We start from the raw sequence: 16,797 nt of genomic DNA, 5'->3' as shown, positions 1-16,797 counted from the left end.
GAGATAACGCCACGACGGCAATGCCGCTCGGGCTGGCCGGGTAGCCGGGGAAGGTTGTTGATCATGTTAACCCGCCTCAATGATGCCGGTTCAATCGTGAACCCAGCCGGCCCCGATGGCATTCCGATCGCGCTGAAAGCCCGCGCCGCCGACGAGGAGATGGTCCTGCCGCCTCCATCAGGTGCTGCCGAAGATAAATCGGAGCATCATGTGCTTTCCTGGCTAGGGAGACTTCCGGCCACGCTGTCTCGCGTCACGACGAGCACCACATACGTCCCGCAGATCGACGGTCTAAGGTTCCTCGCGATTTTCTCGGTGCTGATCTATCATGCGGGGACGCGCGGTGAGCGGCTCTATCAGCATCCCTCCAGCGCCGAGGCTGCGATCGCGCAGTATCTGCCGCACGGATCGCTAGGCGTTTCACTGTTCTTCTTCATCAGCGGATACATCATTGCATATCCGTTCCTGTCGGGAAGGCCGCCGTCTCTCAAACATTTCTTCTTGCGGCGCCTTACCAGGTTAGAGCCTCCCTACATCCTGGCGATGTTGGGCTGTTTTGCGGTGCTCGCGGTCGTTCCCGCGCCGACCGAGGCGCCAAATTTTTACTTCACGGAGGCGCCCCTTTGGCAGAGCCTGATAGCCAGCCTGACCTACTCGCATTCGCTCGTGTTCGGTGAGCATCCTCGGCTAAACCCGCCCACGTGGTCACTGGAAAGAGAGGTTCAGTTCTACATCCTTGCCCCGATGATCCTGTACGTCTACGGCAGGATCCGTACCCATCGGCTTCGCATCGCGGTCGGCTCGGCCCTCACGGTCGTTCTCCTGGTGCTCGGCGAGGTCATTTCGGACCGTTTGGAGCGAACGGGCGTACTTAGAAACACGCTCTTGGCCGAGTCCTACGGTTTCATGCTCGGTATCGTCGCGTGCGATTACAGCCTTTGGAAGAACGTATTCGCCTTGCCGCGCAGGGCGGTTTTCGACATCGGATTTGTATTCGGACTGGTCGGCGTCCTGTTCACGGGAGCCGTACAGTTCAATCTGCAGCTCAATCTGCCTTTTCACCTCGAAGTGGCCAACGATCTCTTCCGGGCGACCTGCATCCTGCTCCTGTTCATGGCGGCGGCCCGGGGAACTTGGTCGAAGGCGTTCCTGGGGCTTCCCTGGATCGCGCTGATCGGGGGGGCCTGCTACTCAATATACCTCGTCCATTTGCCGGTCGCTCACGCTACGGCCCAGATCCTGGCGAAGTTTGTCGCGTTCAGGTCTTTGGCCGAGGCTTGGTTGATCTCCTGGGCCGTCCTGGTGCCAATCGTCTTGCTGGTGGGAATGCTCTTTTATGTGCTGGTCGAGCGCCCCTGCATGGATTCCAAATGGCCAGCGGCGCTGTGGCATCGAGCTCTCCGGCTCGTCGCGAGGCCGCGGTTCAATCGATCCGCAGCCGAGATCTGAAAGTTCGGCAAGGCTGACGCGGGCCGCGCCCGGCGAACGCACGGGCTTTTCGCGGTTCGTGCCGTCTAACGTTGCCGTAGCTGCGTTCGCCCTCCCGCCACGATCGGGTCTCGGGCCTGACTCGATGTCAGTCCTGGCTTGAACAACAAGAGCATGAAGGATACCGCGAAGGCATCGCCGAGGCTGAAGACCTGTGGCTGGAAGAACGCGCCAAAATACAAGGCGCCCATGCCGCCAAAGCGGGCGCAGTCGAACCGATGCTGTTGCCGGCTCTTTCCGGCAGCCGAGCAGGCGACAATACAGGCGGCAACGATGCTATATGCAAGAAGCGAGATGAGCACTGCGCCGCCGGGAACGCCGAACTCCACGAGGAGTTTGAGATAGCCGTTGTGGCCCCCCTCGTTCCCGATTGCACGCTTGAAGCCAACGCCGAACGGACTGTCGGTGATTGCATCCAGCGCGAGCTGCCAGAGGTCATCGCGTCCTGTGAAGCCCGAGGACGTGCCACGGTCGGGGTCGTCGAGCGCTATGATGGCAGCGATCTGCGGCCAGAAAACGATGCCTGCAGCGAGCGCAATGACTGGCACTGCAAGTTTCGTCGGGCTCAGCGGGTCGAACGTCATTTCATGCAGCACGAGCGCGATCACGCAGCCGATCAGAGCGTAGCGCGAACTGACCAGTGCAATCATTCCAAAGCACAGGATGCGCACGATGATCCCGACCATGCCGGGACGAAATTGCGAAAACACGAATGCAGCGAGCAGGGGGGCCGAATAAAGGTTCGGGTGAAGAAGGCCGCCAATGGTCCGGCCCTCCGGCCATCCATAGACCGCGATTGCAGAAATGCCGAACAGGCACAGCACAATCGAGGTAACGGTCATGCAGCGCTCGAAATCGGCAGGCTGCATCGTCCAGAGGACCGACAGCGTCAGCGCCATGAGCGGCAGGAGGCACGTATAGAAAATCCCGCTGAGGATATCCAATTCACCGTCGTGCAGTTGAAGTGGAAGGGACAGATAGATGATCAGGAAGGTGATGATCTGGGCATGGTCCATGCTGGCCGCGGTCGCAGCGAAACGGCCAGAATAGGCGAGGGTCATCGTCACAATGAACAGACCCAGTCCGATGGCCTGGCAAGTCGCGTAGAGCGCGTAACTCTCGCTGATCATGGGATAGCTCAAAAGCGCGCACCATGCCGAGAAGGCCGCTGAGGCGGCAATCACGGAGATGCGATCGTTGCGAAAGGTCATGCCCGGATGTCCGATGCCGCGGGGGCGGTCGCACGCACCGGACCTGGCGTTACGGCCGGCCAGCTTTCGGCCGTCGATCGCTCCACACGAATACGGTCGGGCGGAAGCCCCGCACGTTGCCGTTCCACCATGGCGAAGTAGGCTGCCTCGATGTCGCGGGTGAACTGCTCGGTGTCGTACAATGGCGTTCGCAACCGATTGAGCGCCAGTTTCGCTCTGAGTGCGGTAAGCCGCTGAGGATCGCGCGCGAGCGCGATCGCCAATTGCTCGTAGGCGGCCGGCGTGGTGGTGACCAGCTCCGGCAGGCGGATAGCGTTGAGCAGGCTCGCGCCGACGCGGCCGGCGAATGTCTCGCCGAGGCAGGTCACGACCGGCAGGCAAGTCCAGAGCGCATCGCTCGCCGTGGTATGGGCACCGTAGGGAAGCGTATCGAGGAAAAGATCCGCGCAGCGATGCCGCGCAAGATGATCGGGGGTGGGTAGCCGGCTGGCGAAGACGAGCCGCTCCGGCGCGACGCCTCTTGCCGCCGCCTCGCGGCGAAGATTGTCCGCTGCCCTCCGATTGTCCTCGAACAGCCAAAGCACGCTGTTCTCTACAGTGGTGAGTATCCGCATCCAGGAGGAGAAGACGTCGGGCGTGATCTTGTAGTTGTCGTTGAAGCAGCAGAAGACGAAGGCGTCCTCGGCAAGTCCTTGCGCGGCGCGGACGGGGGGCGCGTCCGCGATGGCGCGATTGCGGTCGTTCGCCTGATAGCTTTCCGGCAGCCAGACGACCTTCTCCGCGTAAGCGGCGAAATCTTCCTCGGGAATGGCGTGCCGGTCGGCAATGATGTAGTCGATGAAGCCGGCGCCAATGGTGCCTGGAAAACCGAGATAGTTGACCTGGATCGGAGCGGGGCGCATGGCCAAAATGCCGATGCGCGCGTCCTGGGTATATCCCTTCAGGTCGACCAAGATGTCGATCCCCAGAGCCTTCACGAGCTCGGCGATATCGGCATCGCCGCGCAGCCTGGCGTCGACAAAGCGGTCGAATGCCGCTTCGATCCGCCGGCGCATGTCCGAGCCGTCGTTCGGGCCGATCGAGATTGCGCTGACCTCGAAGCGCGCCCTGTCGTGATGCTCGAACACGCCCGCCATCAATTGCGAGGTCGCATGCTGATGAAAATCCGCGGAGAGATAGCCGATGCGGATGCGGTCGTGGTCGCGACGCTCACCGTGCCAGACCGGAGCGTTCTGAAAGCGGAAGCTCTGTGCGACCCACGACTGCGCGCATTGAAGCTGCTCCGCCGTCGTGGACGGAACCGCAACGAACATGAACGGTGCCACGATCTTCCCGCTGCGAACGGCTGATCTCAGGGATGCGCAAGCAGGCTCGAAATCGGCCCAGTCACAGAGATGCATCTTGATGCGCAGACACGCGGCGGCGACCGCCGAATGATCCGGGTTGAGGGCGAGCACGCTATTCCACGCCGTCAACGCCTCGTCGTAGCGCTTCTCGAGATAGGCGACCTGGCCCTTGGCGAGCCAGGCGTCCGCAAGGTTCGGATTGAGGCCAATCGCCCGGTCGAGCGCGACCGACGCCTCGTCGTGGCGACCAAGCGAAAGCGCCAGCGTTCCGCGGCCGAGCCAGGCCTCGGCGAACGCGGCATCCGCCGCGATGGCGCGGTCGAAGGCGATTTCCGCGTCTCTCTGGCGTCCGGATCGCAGCAGCACGTTGCCCTGGCCGCACCAGGCCGCTGCGAGCTGGGGCCGGGCCGCGAGCGCGCGATCGTAAGCTGCCGCTGCTTCGTCGAGGTGACCGAGATCAAGCAGGGCATTGCCGCGGCCGATCCAGGCCTCGGCCAGGTTCGGTTGCAGCCGCAAGGCGAGGTCGGCGGCGGCCAGCGCGTCCTCGCGCCGGCCCAATTGGATCAGCGTGTAGCAGCGGCCGAGCGCCGCCCCGGCGAAATCGGGCCGAAGTGCGAGAGCCTCGTCATAGGCGAGAAGCGCATCGTCATAGCGGCGGGTCGTGAAGTGGATCGTGCCCTTGTCGAGATGGGCTTCGGCAAGCTGCGGCCGTAGCTGCAAGGCGCGGTCATAGGACGCGAGCGCGGGTTCGTACTGCCGCGTCTTCGCCAGCGCGGAGCCCAGCATGAAGTGCGCCGGGAAATGGCGGGGATGATGGGTCGCGAGCCGCGTCAGCCGTTCGATGGCTTCCGGATAGCGGCCGAGTGCCAGGAGGCCGGCCGCGCCTGCGTGCAGCAGCCCGAGGCTGCTTGGTGCGAATTGCAGGCCGTGCTGGCACAGCCGGATCAGCTCGTCGTGCTCGCCGGCCCGATGCAGGATGGCAGCGTAGTTCTCGATGAACTGCAAATTGACCGGCTTGGACTCCAGCGAGCGCTTCATCAGCGACTTGGCGCGGGCGATATTTCCCCCCGTGGCCTCGGCCACGCCCAAAAAGTGCAACGCCGCGTGATTGTTGGGATTGGCAGCGATGATGCGCCGGTACAGTTTGGCGGCGCCGGCGATATCTCCCTTGTCGTGCAGGGAAAGCGCCCGATCCAGTATCTGTCCCTCTTTGCGCATCGCTCAAACCGTGCCGTGGATATCCAGCCGCGTGCTTCGCTCCGCTGGTGCCCGATCCGGTCTTCTATGTCTCCAATTGTACGGGACTGTGACATCAGAAATGCTGGTTGAGATTATATGTGAACATGCGATATCACGCCGTCATATTCACAATAGTAAAGGTATCACGCAGTGTGACTTAAGCTGGGAAGATCGGGCCGGCGCCCCAGCGGGCGTGCGGGTTCTCTAGAAAACATCATGCTTGAAACGAGTGCGGCGAGCGTCAGTGCGTCAGCGGGAGCACAGGGGTCCACGAAGTCGTCATCGCCCCCTATGCGACGGCGTGTCGCCGGTCTGCTGGCGTCCGCTCGCGGCCGATGGCGACAGATCGTCAACGTCGGTTTGCTGGTTGCCGGGCTCGGGCTCGGTCAAGGCGCGATCTTCCTTGTCCAGACCATGCTCGTGGCGGCGGGCGAGTATGAGCTCCTCGCGGCATTCGGTACGCATTATTCCTTTGCCATCCTGGGCATCATTCTGGTCGATGTCGGGGCGAGTACGACACTCGCCCGCGCCGTCGCGCATTGGTCGTCCGGGCGGACGTCACGCGAGCAGGTATGGCGGGTCTTTTGCGAGACGAGCGCGATCAGGCTCGCGGTAGCCTCGCTGATCGGTGCGGCTGCTATCGTTTATGTCTGGGGATTTTCGTCCGACGGCTTTTCGCGATGGTACGTCGCGCTTGCGCTTCCCGGATTGTTGCTCTGGGCCGTGAACGGCGTTGGCCTGCTCGACGGTTTGAGGCTCAGCGGCGTCAGCGGGATTACGGGATCGGCGGCCTACATGGTGACGGCCGCCGGACTTGCGCTGGCAAGCCACAAATCTGCCGAGACGGCCGGCGCGATCCTGGGCGGCGCTTTCTCGACCGGATATCTCTCGACGCTGGTCGCGCAATGGACGGCGCTGGCGCGCAAAGGCTGGTACCCGCAGCTACAGAAATTGACGCGCGCGGGATTGGTCAGCGCGCTCAGAGACGGTGGGGCGTTATCGTTCCAGCTCCTGCCGGGGCAGATCAACATGCGAGCTCAGCTCGTGTTGAGCTCGGCCTATCTTGGCGCGGAGATGACCGCGCTGTTCGTCTACGCCAAGCAGGTCGTGACGGCGGCGACCCAGATCATCGGATTTGTTCTGCGCGTTGAATTCCCTGGCCTCGTCGAGAAACTGTCGGGAACCGGAAAGAACAGTCTCGTCAGCATGCTTGGCGCGCAGCGGATGGCGCTCTATTGCGCTGTGGTGTTCGCGCTTGGCGCCACCGCTGTTGCGGGCATCGCTGCGGCGGTGCCGGACTTCAGCCTGCATCGCGCCGCGATCACCATTGCCGGCTTCATGCCCACGATCCTGACGATGTCGCTGCTATTGATGATGATGCAGGGCCTGGCCGCGCTCGGAGCCTATGGCGCCAGCGCCTGGGCTCTTGCCGTGGGATCGGTCGCGGGAATCCTCGCGAGCTATGCGCTGATTTCGACACTTCACGTTTATGCTTTCGCCGCGGGCGAGGTGGTCCTCAACGTTGTCGGACTCTATGTTGGGCACCGCTACTTGCGCCGCCGGAGCTGATCCGCCCCGAGCAACCAGCAAAGTATCCGCCGCGACAGGGAAGATCCGCGAAGATCTCGTCTCAATCTACTCCTTTCCGGAGCTGATACCTCTCGCCTGAGGGCGCATCGATGGTCGCGGGAACAGCCGGCCCGACGACTCCGGCCGCCGCCGGCTGCCGGTCGTAACCTGCTCGATGGGGCGCGCCGGCATCGCCGGCTGCGGCATGGGCTGCGCGGCTGCAGCGATCCGTTGCGGAAGAGCCATGAACTCGCGTTCGAGCGACCGGATGATCGAGACGCGGTCCCATTTTTGCTCGGCACGCGCGCGCGCGACGGCGCCGAGGCGTGACCGCAATGCCGCGTCTTGCGCCAGCGCAATCACGGCGGACGCGAGCGCGCCGGCGTCGCCCGGCGCAATGACGAGACCGGCACCGTCCACCTCGGACGCGATCCCCGTGCCCGGCTCGGCCATCGCGATCAGCGGCCGTCCGGAAGCGAGCATGCCGGCCAGCTTGGATGGCAGAACCAGATCGGCGATCTCGCCCTTCTGCGGCAGTAGCTGGATGTCGGCGGTGTTGAGCAGTTCCGAGACACGGTCGAGCGGCTGCAGGTCGAGGAACGCTACGTTGGGCAGACCGGCGGCCTGCTGCATCAGCGCCGGTTTGACCGGGCCGTTGCCGCAAAGTACGAATTTCACCGCGGGGTGGCTGTCCTTGAGCGCGGTGGCGGCTTCGACGACCAGCTCCAGCCCCTGCTTGTTCGACATCGCGCCCGAGTAGAGCGCCACGACATCATTTGGTGCCAGCCCCAGTTCGGCGCGGAGCTGCGTCTGATTGCTGCCGGGGCGGACGAGGCTCGTATCGATCCAGTTCCTGAACTCGCGCAAGCGTGCCGGCGTGATGCCCTTGTGCTCGAGACGCCGGACCATCTGCGCCGAAATCGTGGAGACGCGGTCGAAGGAACGCAGGATCCATCGTTCCACCGTGGCCATCACCCTGCGCGTCACGCCGCTGCGGAGCAGCCCGACTTCGAACGCGGCGTCCACTTCGAGATCCTGAACGTGGACCCAGGAGGATGCGCCGGAGACGCTCGCGGCCAGCGCCGCCATGGGCGCGGAGAGCAGGGATGGTGCCACCACGAATACGATATCGGGACGCCACCACAGCGCGCTCGACAGCAGGGGCGCGGCGGCCGAGACGAGGAAGGAGGCGTGGTGAAGCAGCCGCCTCGCGCCGGAAGGCTTGCCCGGTACGTAGATCGGTGCCCTGATAACGTCGACATCGTTCAGACGCTCACGGCGATACCATAGGGAACGATAAGCCGGTGGGATGCTCCAGTCGGGATAATAGGGCGGGGCGGTGACCACGCGGACCTCGTGGCCCCAGTCGGCGAGGTTCTCGCAGAACTCTGTGGTGTATTTCGCAACGCCGATCAGATCAGGGGCATAGTTTATCCCTATCACCAATATCCGCATGACCGCCCTCATTCTTCGGCCGAAACGGGAAGTTTCGACCGGCCCCGACAAATCCTGGCCTGCCGAGCCGGTTAGGGGATCGGTCATGGCGCCGCGCAGGACGGAACGTGTCTGGGGGTGAAGCCGTGTCCGCGAGGATCCCGGCTAGGGTCGACCTCAGCGCGCTTCCTTCTGCGCATGGGCGTGTCTGATATCATTATGCATGTGACAATATCACAATAACGATACGACAAGTAACGCTCGGCGAGACATTATCATTACGTGAATTGAATGGAGATGCGCGGGAAAGCGCGAAGCTCGGCGTTGCGCCGGCGGCGCATCCGAGGCTGGGCGGCTGTACGACCGCGATATAAGGCTGGCGGGCCGTGCGTCGTAAAACCGCGATGGCGACGTCTGCAGCCCGGGATATCATTCCCTGGCTCAAGTTGCTTCCGACGTCAGATGTTGGATTACGAGCGCAGAGACGATCGCACGTCGCGGACAACATCGATCAATGCCGTTGCCATCTTGTCGATGCTGAAGCGGTCCGCGAACAGCGTGCGGCCTCGCTGGCCCATCGCTCCGCGGCTTTCCGGCGACAGTGCCAGCCACGCCCGCATGTTTTCGAGCGTGCCCGCGCGGGAGTCCTCGGCGACGAGACCGGCGTTCGCTGCCTGGACTTCGCGCCAGATGTTGACCTTGTCGGAGATCAGCACGGGCAGGCCGCAGCCCAAGGCTTCCGCGACCGAGATGCCGAAGTTCTCCTGATGTGACGGCAGCACGAACGCTTCGCTGCTGTAGAACGCGCCCCATTTGGCATTGCCTTGAACCATGCCGGGCCACGTGATCCGGTCAGCCACGCCCGAAGCCCGGGCCCGAGCCTTGAGCCCATCAACCCATCCGGTCTGATCCGGCCCGGCCATGAGCAGATGCAGGCGGGGCTCCTTGGCGGCCACCTCGGCGAATGCTTCGACCAATAGGTCGCAGCCCTTCTTTTCGTGCAGCCGCCCGAGAAAGAGCAGTACGCGCTTGCCGCGCAGTTCGGGATGGGTAGCGAGGAAGCTCTGGCGGAGCGAGGGCGCATCCTGCGGCGGCAACTGGGTGCCGTAGGACACCACGACTTCGCGCGCCCGGTACGGCCAGAACGATTCACGCGAAAGCAGCCGCTCATCCTCGCTCGTGAACAGCACGGCGGCGGCGTCGCGCAGGACCCGGTATTCGGCCCAGGGCCAATAAAGGCATTTTTTCACGTGCTTGAGCGGATAGTTCCGCTTGAACCAGGGATCAAGCATGCCGTGCGTGAACACGACATAGGGCTGCCGCAACTCGCGCAGAACCTGCCAGGCGGCAAAGCTGTGATATTGCCAGATGCCGTTCACGACGACGGCGTCGAAGGCTTTGGCATGAGCGCGTAGCCACGGGCGGAGCGGGGCTGCGTAATGGTAATTGGCGCGCGAGGGTCCAAGGGCGTGGACGGGAAGCGGAAAGGCTCCCACGTGAGGCGCTCGTGGATCATCCATGCAGGCCACTTCGACCTGATGCCCCATCTCGAGCAGTCGCAATCCGCGCTGCCGTACGCCCTCGATGGGCCCGCCATTGCGCGGATCGACGGAAGAGATCAGGTGCAGCAGCTTCATTGATGCCCCCTCATGCTGCGGCGAAATGTCGATAAAGCGTCGTCGCCCAGTCGCGATGCCGCATGACGCCGCTAGCCGCGCCCGGGTTGAGCCATTGATGGATCGGCACGGCAAAGCCGGTCTTGGGCCGGTTCAGCACGCCTTCCGGCAGTTCGGGCGCAACGCGCCTGACGATGGTGCGCTTCTCGGTCTTGGCATCGAAGTCGGGAAGCTTCACGAAGTTCTGCAGCAGTTGCAGATCGACCAGGGGAACACGGATCTCGAGCGAATGCGCCATGCCGGCCCAATCAGCATCGCGCAGCAACTGGTTGCGCATGTACCATTGCATTTCGAGCGCGGACACCGCGAGGCGGTCGCTGTCGAGGCCGTCGATGCTGGCATCGAGGCTGTTCATGGTCGCGAGCTCTTCCAGCCCGTCTTTGGCCATTGCCGGGTCCATCAGGCCCGCGAGCTCCCAAGGCATGTGCAGCGCCCGGCGCAACAAATAGGCGCCCGGCAGGCTGTGGCCGTATTCGGCGAGGCTGGCATATTTGGGCGATGGCAAGGTCGCAGCGAAAGGCCGGGCCAGATAGCGCAGCAGCACGCCGGTGCGTTCGCGGATCGGCGTGCGCCGCATCAGCTTCACCAGGCGTGGCACCTGCTGGAAGCTCGGGTAGGAGCCGAACAGCTCGTCGCCGCCGAGTCCGGAGATCGCGACCTTCAGCCCCTGCGCGGCGGCAGCCTTGGAGACGAACCAGACGTTGATGCCGTCGATCGAGGGCTGATCCATCGCGTCGATCAGCCGCTGCCGGTCGCGCTCGAAGTCGCGCGCGGAAATACGATGCGCTGCATGCTTTGCCTGGAGCAGGCCGGCGACCTCATCGGCCAATCCCGCCTCGTCGTTGGGGCTATCTGCATATTCGTCGAAGCCCAGGGTCAGCGTCCGCAGCTCGCCGGCGCTTGCCGCACAGGCCGCCAGCATGGTCGAATCCAATCCGGCCGACAGGAACACGCCGACGGGCACGTCGGCGACCATGTGCGCGGTCACGCTGTCCTTGACCGCCGCGGCAATCTGATCGAGCGCCTCGTCGGTTTTCGCGCCTGTGGCCGAGGGCAGGCGACCGAGCGCATCCACGATGTTCGCGAAGCGCACCGGCCGACCGGCGCCCTCGGCGCTGAAACGTTGCCAATGCCCGGGCGGCAGCGCGCGAATACCGCGATAGAGGGTGTAGGGCTCAGGCACCGAGCCCCACAGCAGGAAGCCGGCATGGCCCGCCGGCTCGGGCCTGCAGTCGACCGGCGTCTGGAGCAGCGGCTTGACCTGGGAGGCGAAGCGCACGGTGGCGCCGTCATCCGCCACATACAAGGGCTTGATGCCGAACGGATCGCGCGCCAGCAGCAACTCGCGCCGGCGTGCGTCCCAGAGCGCGAAGGCATACATGCCGCGCAGCTCGGAGAACATGCCTTCGCCGCGCTGGGCGTAAAGCCTGAGCAGGACCTCCGTGTCCGACTGGGTGCGCGTCGCGACGCCGTCGCGGTTCAAGCGGGCGCGGAGCTGCTGGTGGTTGTAGATCTCGCCGTTGAAGCAGATCCAGTTGCCGGTGTCGGGGTCCAGCATAGGCTGCGCGCCGCCCTCGCTGAGATCGATGATGGCGAGGCGCCGATGCCCGAAGCCGACGCGCCCGTCGTCGGAGAGCCACAGGCCGGCGGCGTCCGGCCCGCGCGCAAGCATGGTGTCGCGTACGCGCAGCAGCTCGGCCCGGTCGATCGGTGGCGCTTCCGCGCGGTAGGCAAAGGCACCGTTAATTCCGCACATGGTTCAGTCTTCCGCTGTCGAGGGATGCTCTGATGTGTTCGTGTGTCGGTGCGTCACGCTGCCCTCGGATGATCCGGCGTTGATGGCAGGCCTTCGCAAGGCCGTGGCGAGGCCTGGAGCCGGCGGTGTGGCGGAGGCTGGGCGAGGGTGACGGCGACCGGCCCGGCGCCCACCACGCATACGTCGCAATCCCGAGTTCGCCCGCGTCGGCAAAGGAGATCGGCATGCGTGCGCCGTCGTCTGTTGCCGATGGAGATGTGACCGCTGCTGCAATGATCCGCTCCGAAATCTCATCACCTGGGATATCATCTCCTCGGCTCGTGCCCTGCAGGCGACGGCCTGTCTATCCAATGTTATCGTGCATCGCAATGCACGGACGCAGCGCAAATGTCCTGCGATGAGTATCGTCAAACTGTAATGTTTATTTGATACTCGCTGCCGGCAAACGTAACATGATGGTAACAGGGATTGAGTGGCTCTTGCCGATCCTGCCAGGGCCGGTGCGCGCGGTCTTGCTGTTCGGGAAAAGCGGTTCTTTCGCCAATCCACCGGCATCCGATTTTCCCATTGCCTTGTCCCGTGAGTTGCACAGGAAATGTACAAGCCGCGCCGGCGCCAAACCTCTGATCGGATATCGCTTGTCTCGGAGACGCCGGAACGAACGACGGTGATGGCCGGCTCGTCGCTGTCATCGACCGCAGCCAGCGAGCAGAGCAAGACTGCCACCGCTGCCACGCCCTGGCTGATGCCCGTCGCCGCCTTCGTTGTGCTGCTTGGCGCGGTGTGGCTGTCTCTTTACGCGGCCTACGTCCTCTTGCCCTTCCTGCGTCCGGGGTCGGTCGTCATCGCGGACGCGAAGTTCGATACGCTCGTGAAAGGCGCGATGTTCGGACCGCAAGACCGCAATCGGGTGATGGTCTTCGGCCACAGTAAGCTTCTGTCCGCCTTGCGGCCGCGTGAGCTCGATGCTGCGGTCGGACCCGGCTTCAGGTCGTACAATCTGGGCTTGCCCGGCGAGGTGCACTTTCTCCCCATTCTGGAAGCTGCGCTCTCAGCCGGCAACGTGCCGACGCATCTGCTGCTGACCATCCCCTGGGACGACAAGCGCGAGGCCGCTGGTTTCGCCGACGTCGTGCGCGATGACAACGCCCTGGCAAGCACGCTGTTTCCGTTCCGCAACCTGCCGCGCGACACCGCGCTTTTCGTCGTCCAGAACAGAAATCGGCTGTCGGATGCGGTCCGCGACGTGGAGATCCAGCGTTCGGCCATGCTCAACGATCGGGGCTGGTACTTCATCAAGTCGCAAAGTCACTACCCCGGCGATCGTCTTCCCGACGATTACGCCTTGCCGGCCGATCATCCCGCCCGCGCCGAGATACGTGTGATCCCCGAAAAGTCGGTGGCGCGCGCCCGTCTCGAGCAGCTGGCGCGACAATACCGTTTTCAAATTCTCCTTGTCCCGCTTTTCTTCCGGGCCGGCGAGGCCGCTCCGCTGCCGCCCGCCGACAATGCGAAACTGACGACCATCTCGGATCATCCGCTCATTCGCGTGCTGGGACCGGACTATTTCACCTATCCGCCTGCGCTCTTCGCCGATCCGCAGCACATGAATCCTGCGGGCGCGCAGGTCTATACGGCGGATCTCGCCAAATTGCTCAGGGATAGCGGAGCATTTGACTGATGCTCTTCAACTCCTTCGAGTTCCTGGCGTTCTTCGTGACGTTCCTGGTTGCGTTCTTTTCGTTGCCGCCGCGAACCCAGCCGGTCGTGCTGCTGATTGCCAGCTACATCTTCTACATGAGCTGGCGGCCTTCCTTCGGGCTGCTGCTCGGCCTGACGACGATCGTGGACTACACCACCGCGCTGATGATGGCGCGGTCCCGCACCGAGGCGGGACGCAAGGCCGCGATGATCATCGCGCTGTCGATCAATCTCGGCGTGCTGGCAACGATCAAGTACCTGGACTTCATGATCTCCAACGTGATCGGCGTCGCCGGGCTGTTCGGATATGTGATCCCGGACTATGCCCTGGGCCTGGTGCTCCCGCTCGGCATCTCCTTCTACACGTTCCAGTCGGTCGGCTACACGCTCGATGTCTATAATCGCCGGGTCGAAGCCGAGCGCGACTTCCTCACCTACGCGCAATATGTGAGCTTCTTTCCGCAACTGATCGCCGGCCCAATCGAGCGCGCGGGGCACATGCTGCCGCAGTTCCGGATCACGCATCGGCTTGCCTATCGCAATGTCACGTCCGGCCTGTTCCTGGTCGGTTACGGTCTCTTCAAGAAGATGTGCATCGCCGATGTCGTCGCGCCGGTGGTGAATGGCATCTATGCCGGCCCGGCGCAATATTCCGGCGGCTATCAACTGCTCGCAGCGGTGCTGTTCGCGATTCAGATCTATTGCGACTTCTCGGGATATTCGGACGTTGCGCGGGGAACGGCGCGCATCATGGGGTTCGATCTCATGATCAACTTCCGGCAGCCATATTTCGCCACGAGCCTGGGCGAGTTCTGGCGCTGCTGGCATATCTCGCTGTCGACCTGGTTTCGCGACTATCTGTTCATTCCGCTCGGCGGCAGCCGGGGCGCTGAAGGTACTACGGCGCGCAATCTGCTCATCGTGTTCACGGTCAGCGGCATCTGGCATGGTGCGGCCTGGACGTTCGTCGCTTGGGGCGCGCTGCACGGCGTCTGTCTCGTGATCGAGCGCATTTTTGCGAGATTGGCGAAACCGGAAGCAAGGCTCGGCGAGACGAGCCGTCGGCTGCTGGGCTGGATCTGGATGATATCCATCGTGCTCGTCGGATGGATATTCTTCCGGTCAGCCAGTCTTGCAAACGCATTGGTCACCTTGCGAAGCCTGGGCGATCTCGGGCCTGTTTCCTATTTCACGCTGAAGATGCTTGGTCTTGCCAGCGTCGAGCTCGTGATGCTCGCCGTCTCGCTCGCGATCCTCTTGGTCATCGACTTCCACCTGGCGTTCCGGCCGCAGCGGCTTCAGGCGTTCGGCGAGATGCGCTGGCTGTCGACCGGCGTTGGCGTTGCGCTCGCCTATTACATCGTGCTGTTCGGCATCTTCGGGCACGCCGAATTCATCTACTTCCAGTTTTGAAGCGTCCGATGCGCGACGATCGGCATGGACAGGGGCCGCGGACGCGTATTTCGCGACGGACTAGGTAGGCCGCATCGTGGACTGAGCCGGATCATCGCCGCGTGTTTCGGAAAAATTCTCGATCGCATCGCCGTATTGGGTTGACCCCGGCGGTCGATATGTCAAAGAAGGGCGGGGCTTTGAGTGCAAGTGGAAGACAACGCCCATCACGGGGCTGTCGCGGGAGCAAGTGCGTACATGAGTGAGCGGATCGCTCTCATCACCGGCGTGACCGGCCAGGACGGCGCCTATCTCGCCGAGTATCTGCTGTCGCTCGGCTATGTCGTGCACGGCATCAAGCGGCGCTCGTCGTCGTTCAACACCGCGCGCGTCGATCACCTGTATCAGGACCCGCATGTCGGCAACGTGCCGTTCCTGATGCATTACGGCGACATGACCGACTCGACCAATCTGATCCGCCTGGTGCAGCAGATCCGGCCGACCGAGATCTACAATCTCGCCGCCCAGAGCCACGTCGCGGTCAGCTTCGAAAGCCCCGAATACACCGCCAACGCCGACGCCATCGGCGTGCTGCGCCTGTTGGAGGCGATCCGCATCCTCGGCATGGAGAAGGAGACGCGGTTCTACCAGGCCTCGACCTCCGAGCTCTACGGCCTCGTGCAGCAGATCCCGCAGAAGGAGACCACGCCGTTCTATCCGCGCTCGCCGTACGGCGTGGCGAAACTCTACGGCTACTGGATCACGGTGAACTACCGCGAGGCCTACGGCATGTTCGCCTCCAACGGCATCCTGTTCAATCACGAGAGCCCGATCCGCGGCGAGACCTTCGTCACCCGCAAGATCACCCGCGGCGTCGCCCGCATCGAGGTCGGGCTCGAGGACACGCTCTATCTCGGCAATCTCGAGGCCAAGCGCGACTGGGGCCATGCCAAGGATTATGTCGAGGGCATGCACATGATCCTGCAGGCGGACAAGCCCGACGACTTCGTGCTCGCCACCGGCGAGACGCGCTCGGTGCGCGAGATGGTCGAGCTCTCGTTCGCGCAAGTCGGCCGCCGCATCGAATGGCGCGGCAAGGGCGTGGATGAGACCGGCATCGATGCCAGGAGCGGCAAGACCGTGGTGCGGATCGATCCCACCTACTTCCGTCCCACCGAGGTCGATCTCCTCATCGGCGATGCCAGCAAGGCCCGCGACACGCTCGGCTGGACACCGAAGCGGACCTTTGCCGAGCTCGTCGAGGAGATGGTGGCAAGCGATCTGACGGAGGCACGACAGGAAGCCGCCCATGGCAAACGTACGGTTTGAGCTGACGGGCAAGAGCGTCTACGTCGCCGGCCATCGCGGCATGGTCGGCAGTGCGCTTGTGCGGGAGGACGTCAGGCTCGTCACCGTGGACCGGCGCGAGGTCGATCTCTGCGACCAGGCCGCGGTGTTCGACTGGTTCGCGAAGGTGCGGCCGCAGGTGATCTTCCTCGCCGCCGCCAAGGTCGGCGGCATCCTCGCCAACGACACGCTGCGCGCCGAGTTCATCTACGACAACATCGCGATCGCGGCCAACGTGATCCACGCCGCGCATCTGAACGGCGCCGAGAAGCTGATGTTCCTGGGCTCTTCCTGCATCTATCCGAAGCTCGCCAGCCAGCCGCTGCGCGAGGACTCCATGCTGACCGGACCGCTGGAGCCGACCAACGAGCCCTATGCCATTGCCAAGATCGCCGGCATCAAGATGGCGGAGGCCTATCGCAGCCAGTATCGATGTGACTTCATCAGCGTGATGCCGACCAATCTCTACGGCCCCGGCGACAATTATCATCCCGAATACAGCCACGTGGTCGCCGCCCTGATCCGGCGCTTTCACGAGGCGAAGATCGCGGACGCGAACACCGTCGCGGTCTGGGGCACCGGCACGCCGCGCCGCGAATTCCTCTATGTCGACGACATGGCCGATGCCTGCGTGCACC

The 16,797-nt window shown here is 63.6% G+C and carries 11 protein-coding genes; 6 read left to right on the top strand and 5 right to left on the bottom strand.

Translation table 11 applies throughout. From position 1 onward, the window contains the following. The first annotated feature begins 63 nt into the window (after window positions 1-63). Window positions 64-1,449: an acyltransferase family protein gene (locus AYJ54_RS02760; RefSeq protein ID WP_161491796.1), complete on the top strand. Its 1,386-nt coding sequence runs from the start codon at window positions 64-66 to the stop codon at window positions 1,447-1,449. Window positions 1,450-1,514: 65 nt separating this feature from the next. Here the strand turns inward: AYJ54_RS02760 and AYJ54_RS02755 are convergent, their stop codons facing one another. Both AYJ54_RS02755 and AYJ54_RS02750 read right to left on the bottom strand, forming a co-directional pair. Next, the gene (locus AYJ54_RS02755) at window positions 1,515-2,549 is read right to left on the bottom strand and encodes an O-antigen ligase family protein (protein WP_161491795.1); all 1,035 of its coding nucleotides are present in this window, start codon (window positions 2,547-2,549) and stop codon (window positions 1,515-1,517) included. 146 nt (window positions 2,550-2,695) lie between these two features. Then, entirely contained in the window at window positions 2,696-5,263 is a 2,568-nt protein-coding gene (locus AYJ54_RS02750) for a tetratricopeptide repeat protein (RefSeq protein ID WP_063696344.1), read from the bottom strand. Window positions 5,264-5,575: 312 nt separating this feature from the next. Here AYJ54_RS02750 and AYJ54_RS02745 point away from each other — a divergent pair, with 312 nt between their 5' ends. Then, on the top strand, window positions 5,576-6,853 hold the full coding sequence (locus AYJ54_RS02745; protein WP_063696343.1) for a hypothetical protein: 1,278 nt from the start codon (window positions 5,576-5,578) through the stop codon (window positions 6,851-6,853). 66 nt (window positions 6,854-6,919) lie between these two features. Here the strand turns inward: AYJ54_RS02745 and AYJ54_RS02740 are convergent, their stop codons facing one another. The 3 genes from AYJ54_RS02740 to asnB form a co-directional block, all read right to left on the bottom strand. Then, window positions 6,920-8,308: a glycosyltransferase WbuB gene (locus AYJ54_RS02740; RefSeq protein ID WP_063696342.1), complete on the bottom strand. Its 1,389-nt coding sequence runs from the start codon at window positions 8,306-8,308 to the stop codon at window positions 6,920-6,922. A gap of 449 nt (window positions 8,309-8,757) precedes the next feature. Then, window positions 8,758-9,924, bottom strand: coding sequence for a glycosyltransferase (locus tag AYJ54_RS02735; RefSeq protein WP_063696341.1), 1,167 nt, complete (start codon window positions 9,922-9,924; stop codon window positions 8,758-8,760). A gap of 10 nt (window positions 9,925-9,934) precedes the next feature. After that, a complete protein-coding gene (gene asnB / locus AYJ54_RS02730; RefSeq protein WP_063696340.1) occupies window positions 9,935-11,719 on the bottom strand; it encodes an asparagine synthase (glutamine-hydrolyzing) in 1,785 nt (594 codons plus the stop codon). Between the two features lie 670 nt (window positions 11,720-12,389). Between asnB and AYJ54_RS02725 the strand changes: the two genes are divergently transcribed. The 4 genes from AYJ54_RS02725 to AYJ54_RS02710 form a co-directional block, all read left to right on the top strand. Next, window positions 12,390-13,400 (top strand): hypothetical protein, encoded by a 1,011-nt coding sequence (locus tag AYJ54_RS02725; RefSeq protein ID WP_136623396.1) that lies wholly within the window; start codon window positions 12,390-12,392, stop codon window positions 13,398-13,400. Then, window positions 13,400-14,833, top strand: a complete 1,434-nt coding sequence (locus AYJ54_RS02720; protein WP_063696338.1) for an MBOAT family O-acyltransferase — start codon at window positions 13,400-13,402, stop codon at window positions 14,831-14,833. Before AYJ54_RS02725 ends, AYJ54_RS02720 begins: the two co-directional genes overlap by 1 nt. Before the next feature lie 237 nt (window positions 14,834-15,070). Continuing rightward, window positions 15,071-16,141, top strand: a complete 1,071-nt coding sequence (gmd, locus tag AYJ54_RS02715) for a GDP-mannose 4,6-dehydratase (RefSeq protein WP_063696337.1) — start codon at window positions 15,071-15,073, stop codon at window positions 16,139-16,141. Then, window positions 16,122-16,797 (top strand): GDP-L-fucose synthase family protein (locus AYJ54_RS02710; RefSeq protein ID WP_063696336.1); only part of this gene is annotated, 676 nt, incomplete at its 3' end. The genes gmd and AYJ54_RS02710, both read left to right, overlap by 20 nt.

The sequence above is a fragment of the Bradyrhizobium centrolobii genome (genome assembly GCF_001641635.1).
GTDB classification, from domain to species: domain Bacteria; phylum Pseudomonadota; class Alphaproteobacteria; order Rhizobiales; family Xanthobacteraceae; genus Bradyrhizobium; species Bradyrhizobium centrolobii.
Note: the sequence above shows the minus strand (reverse complement) of the source record. Positions and strands in the feature narration are given on the sequence as shown.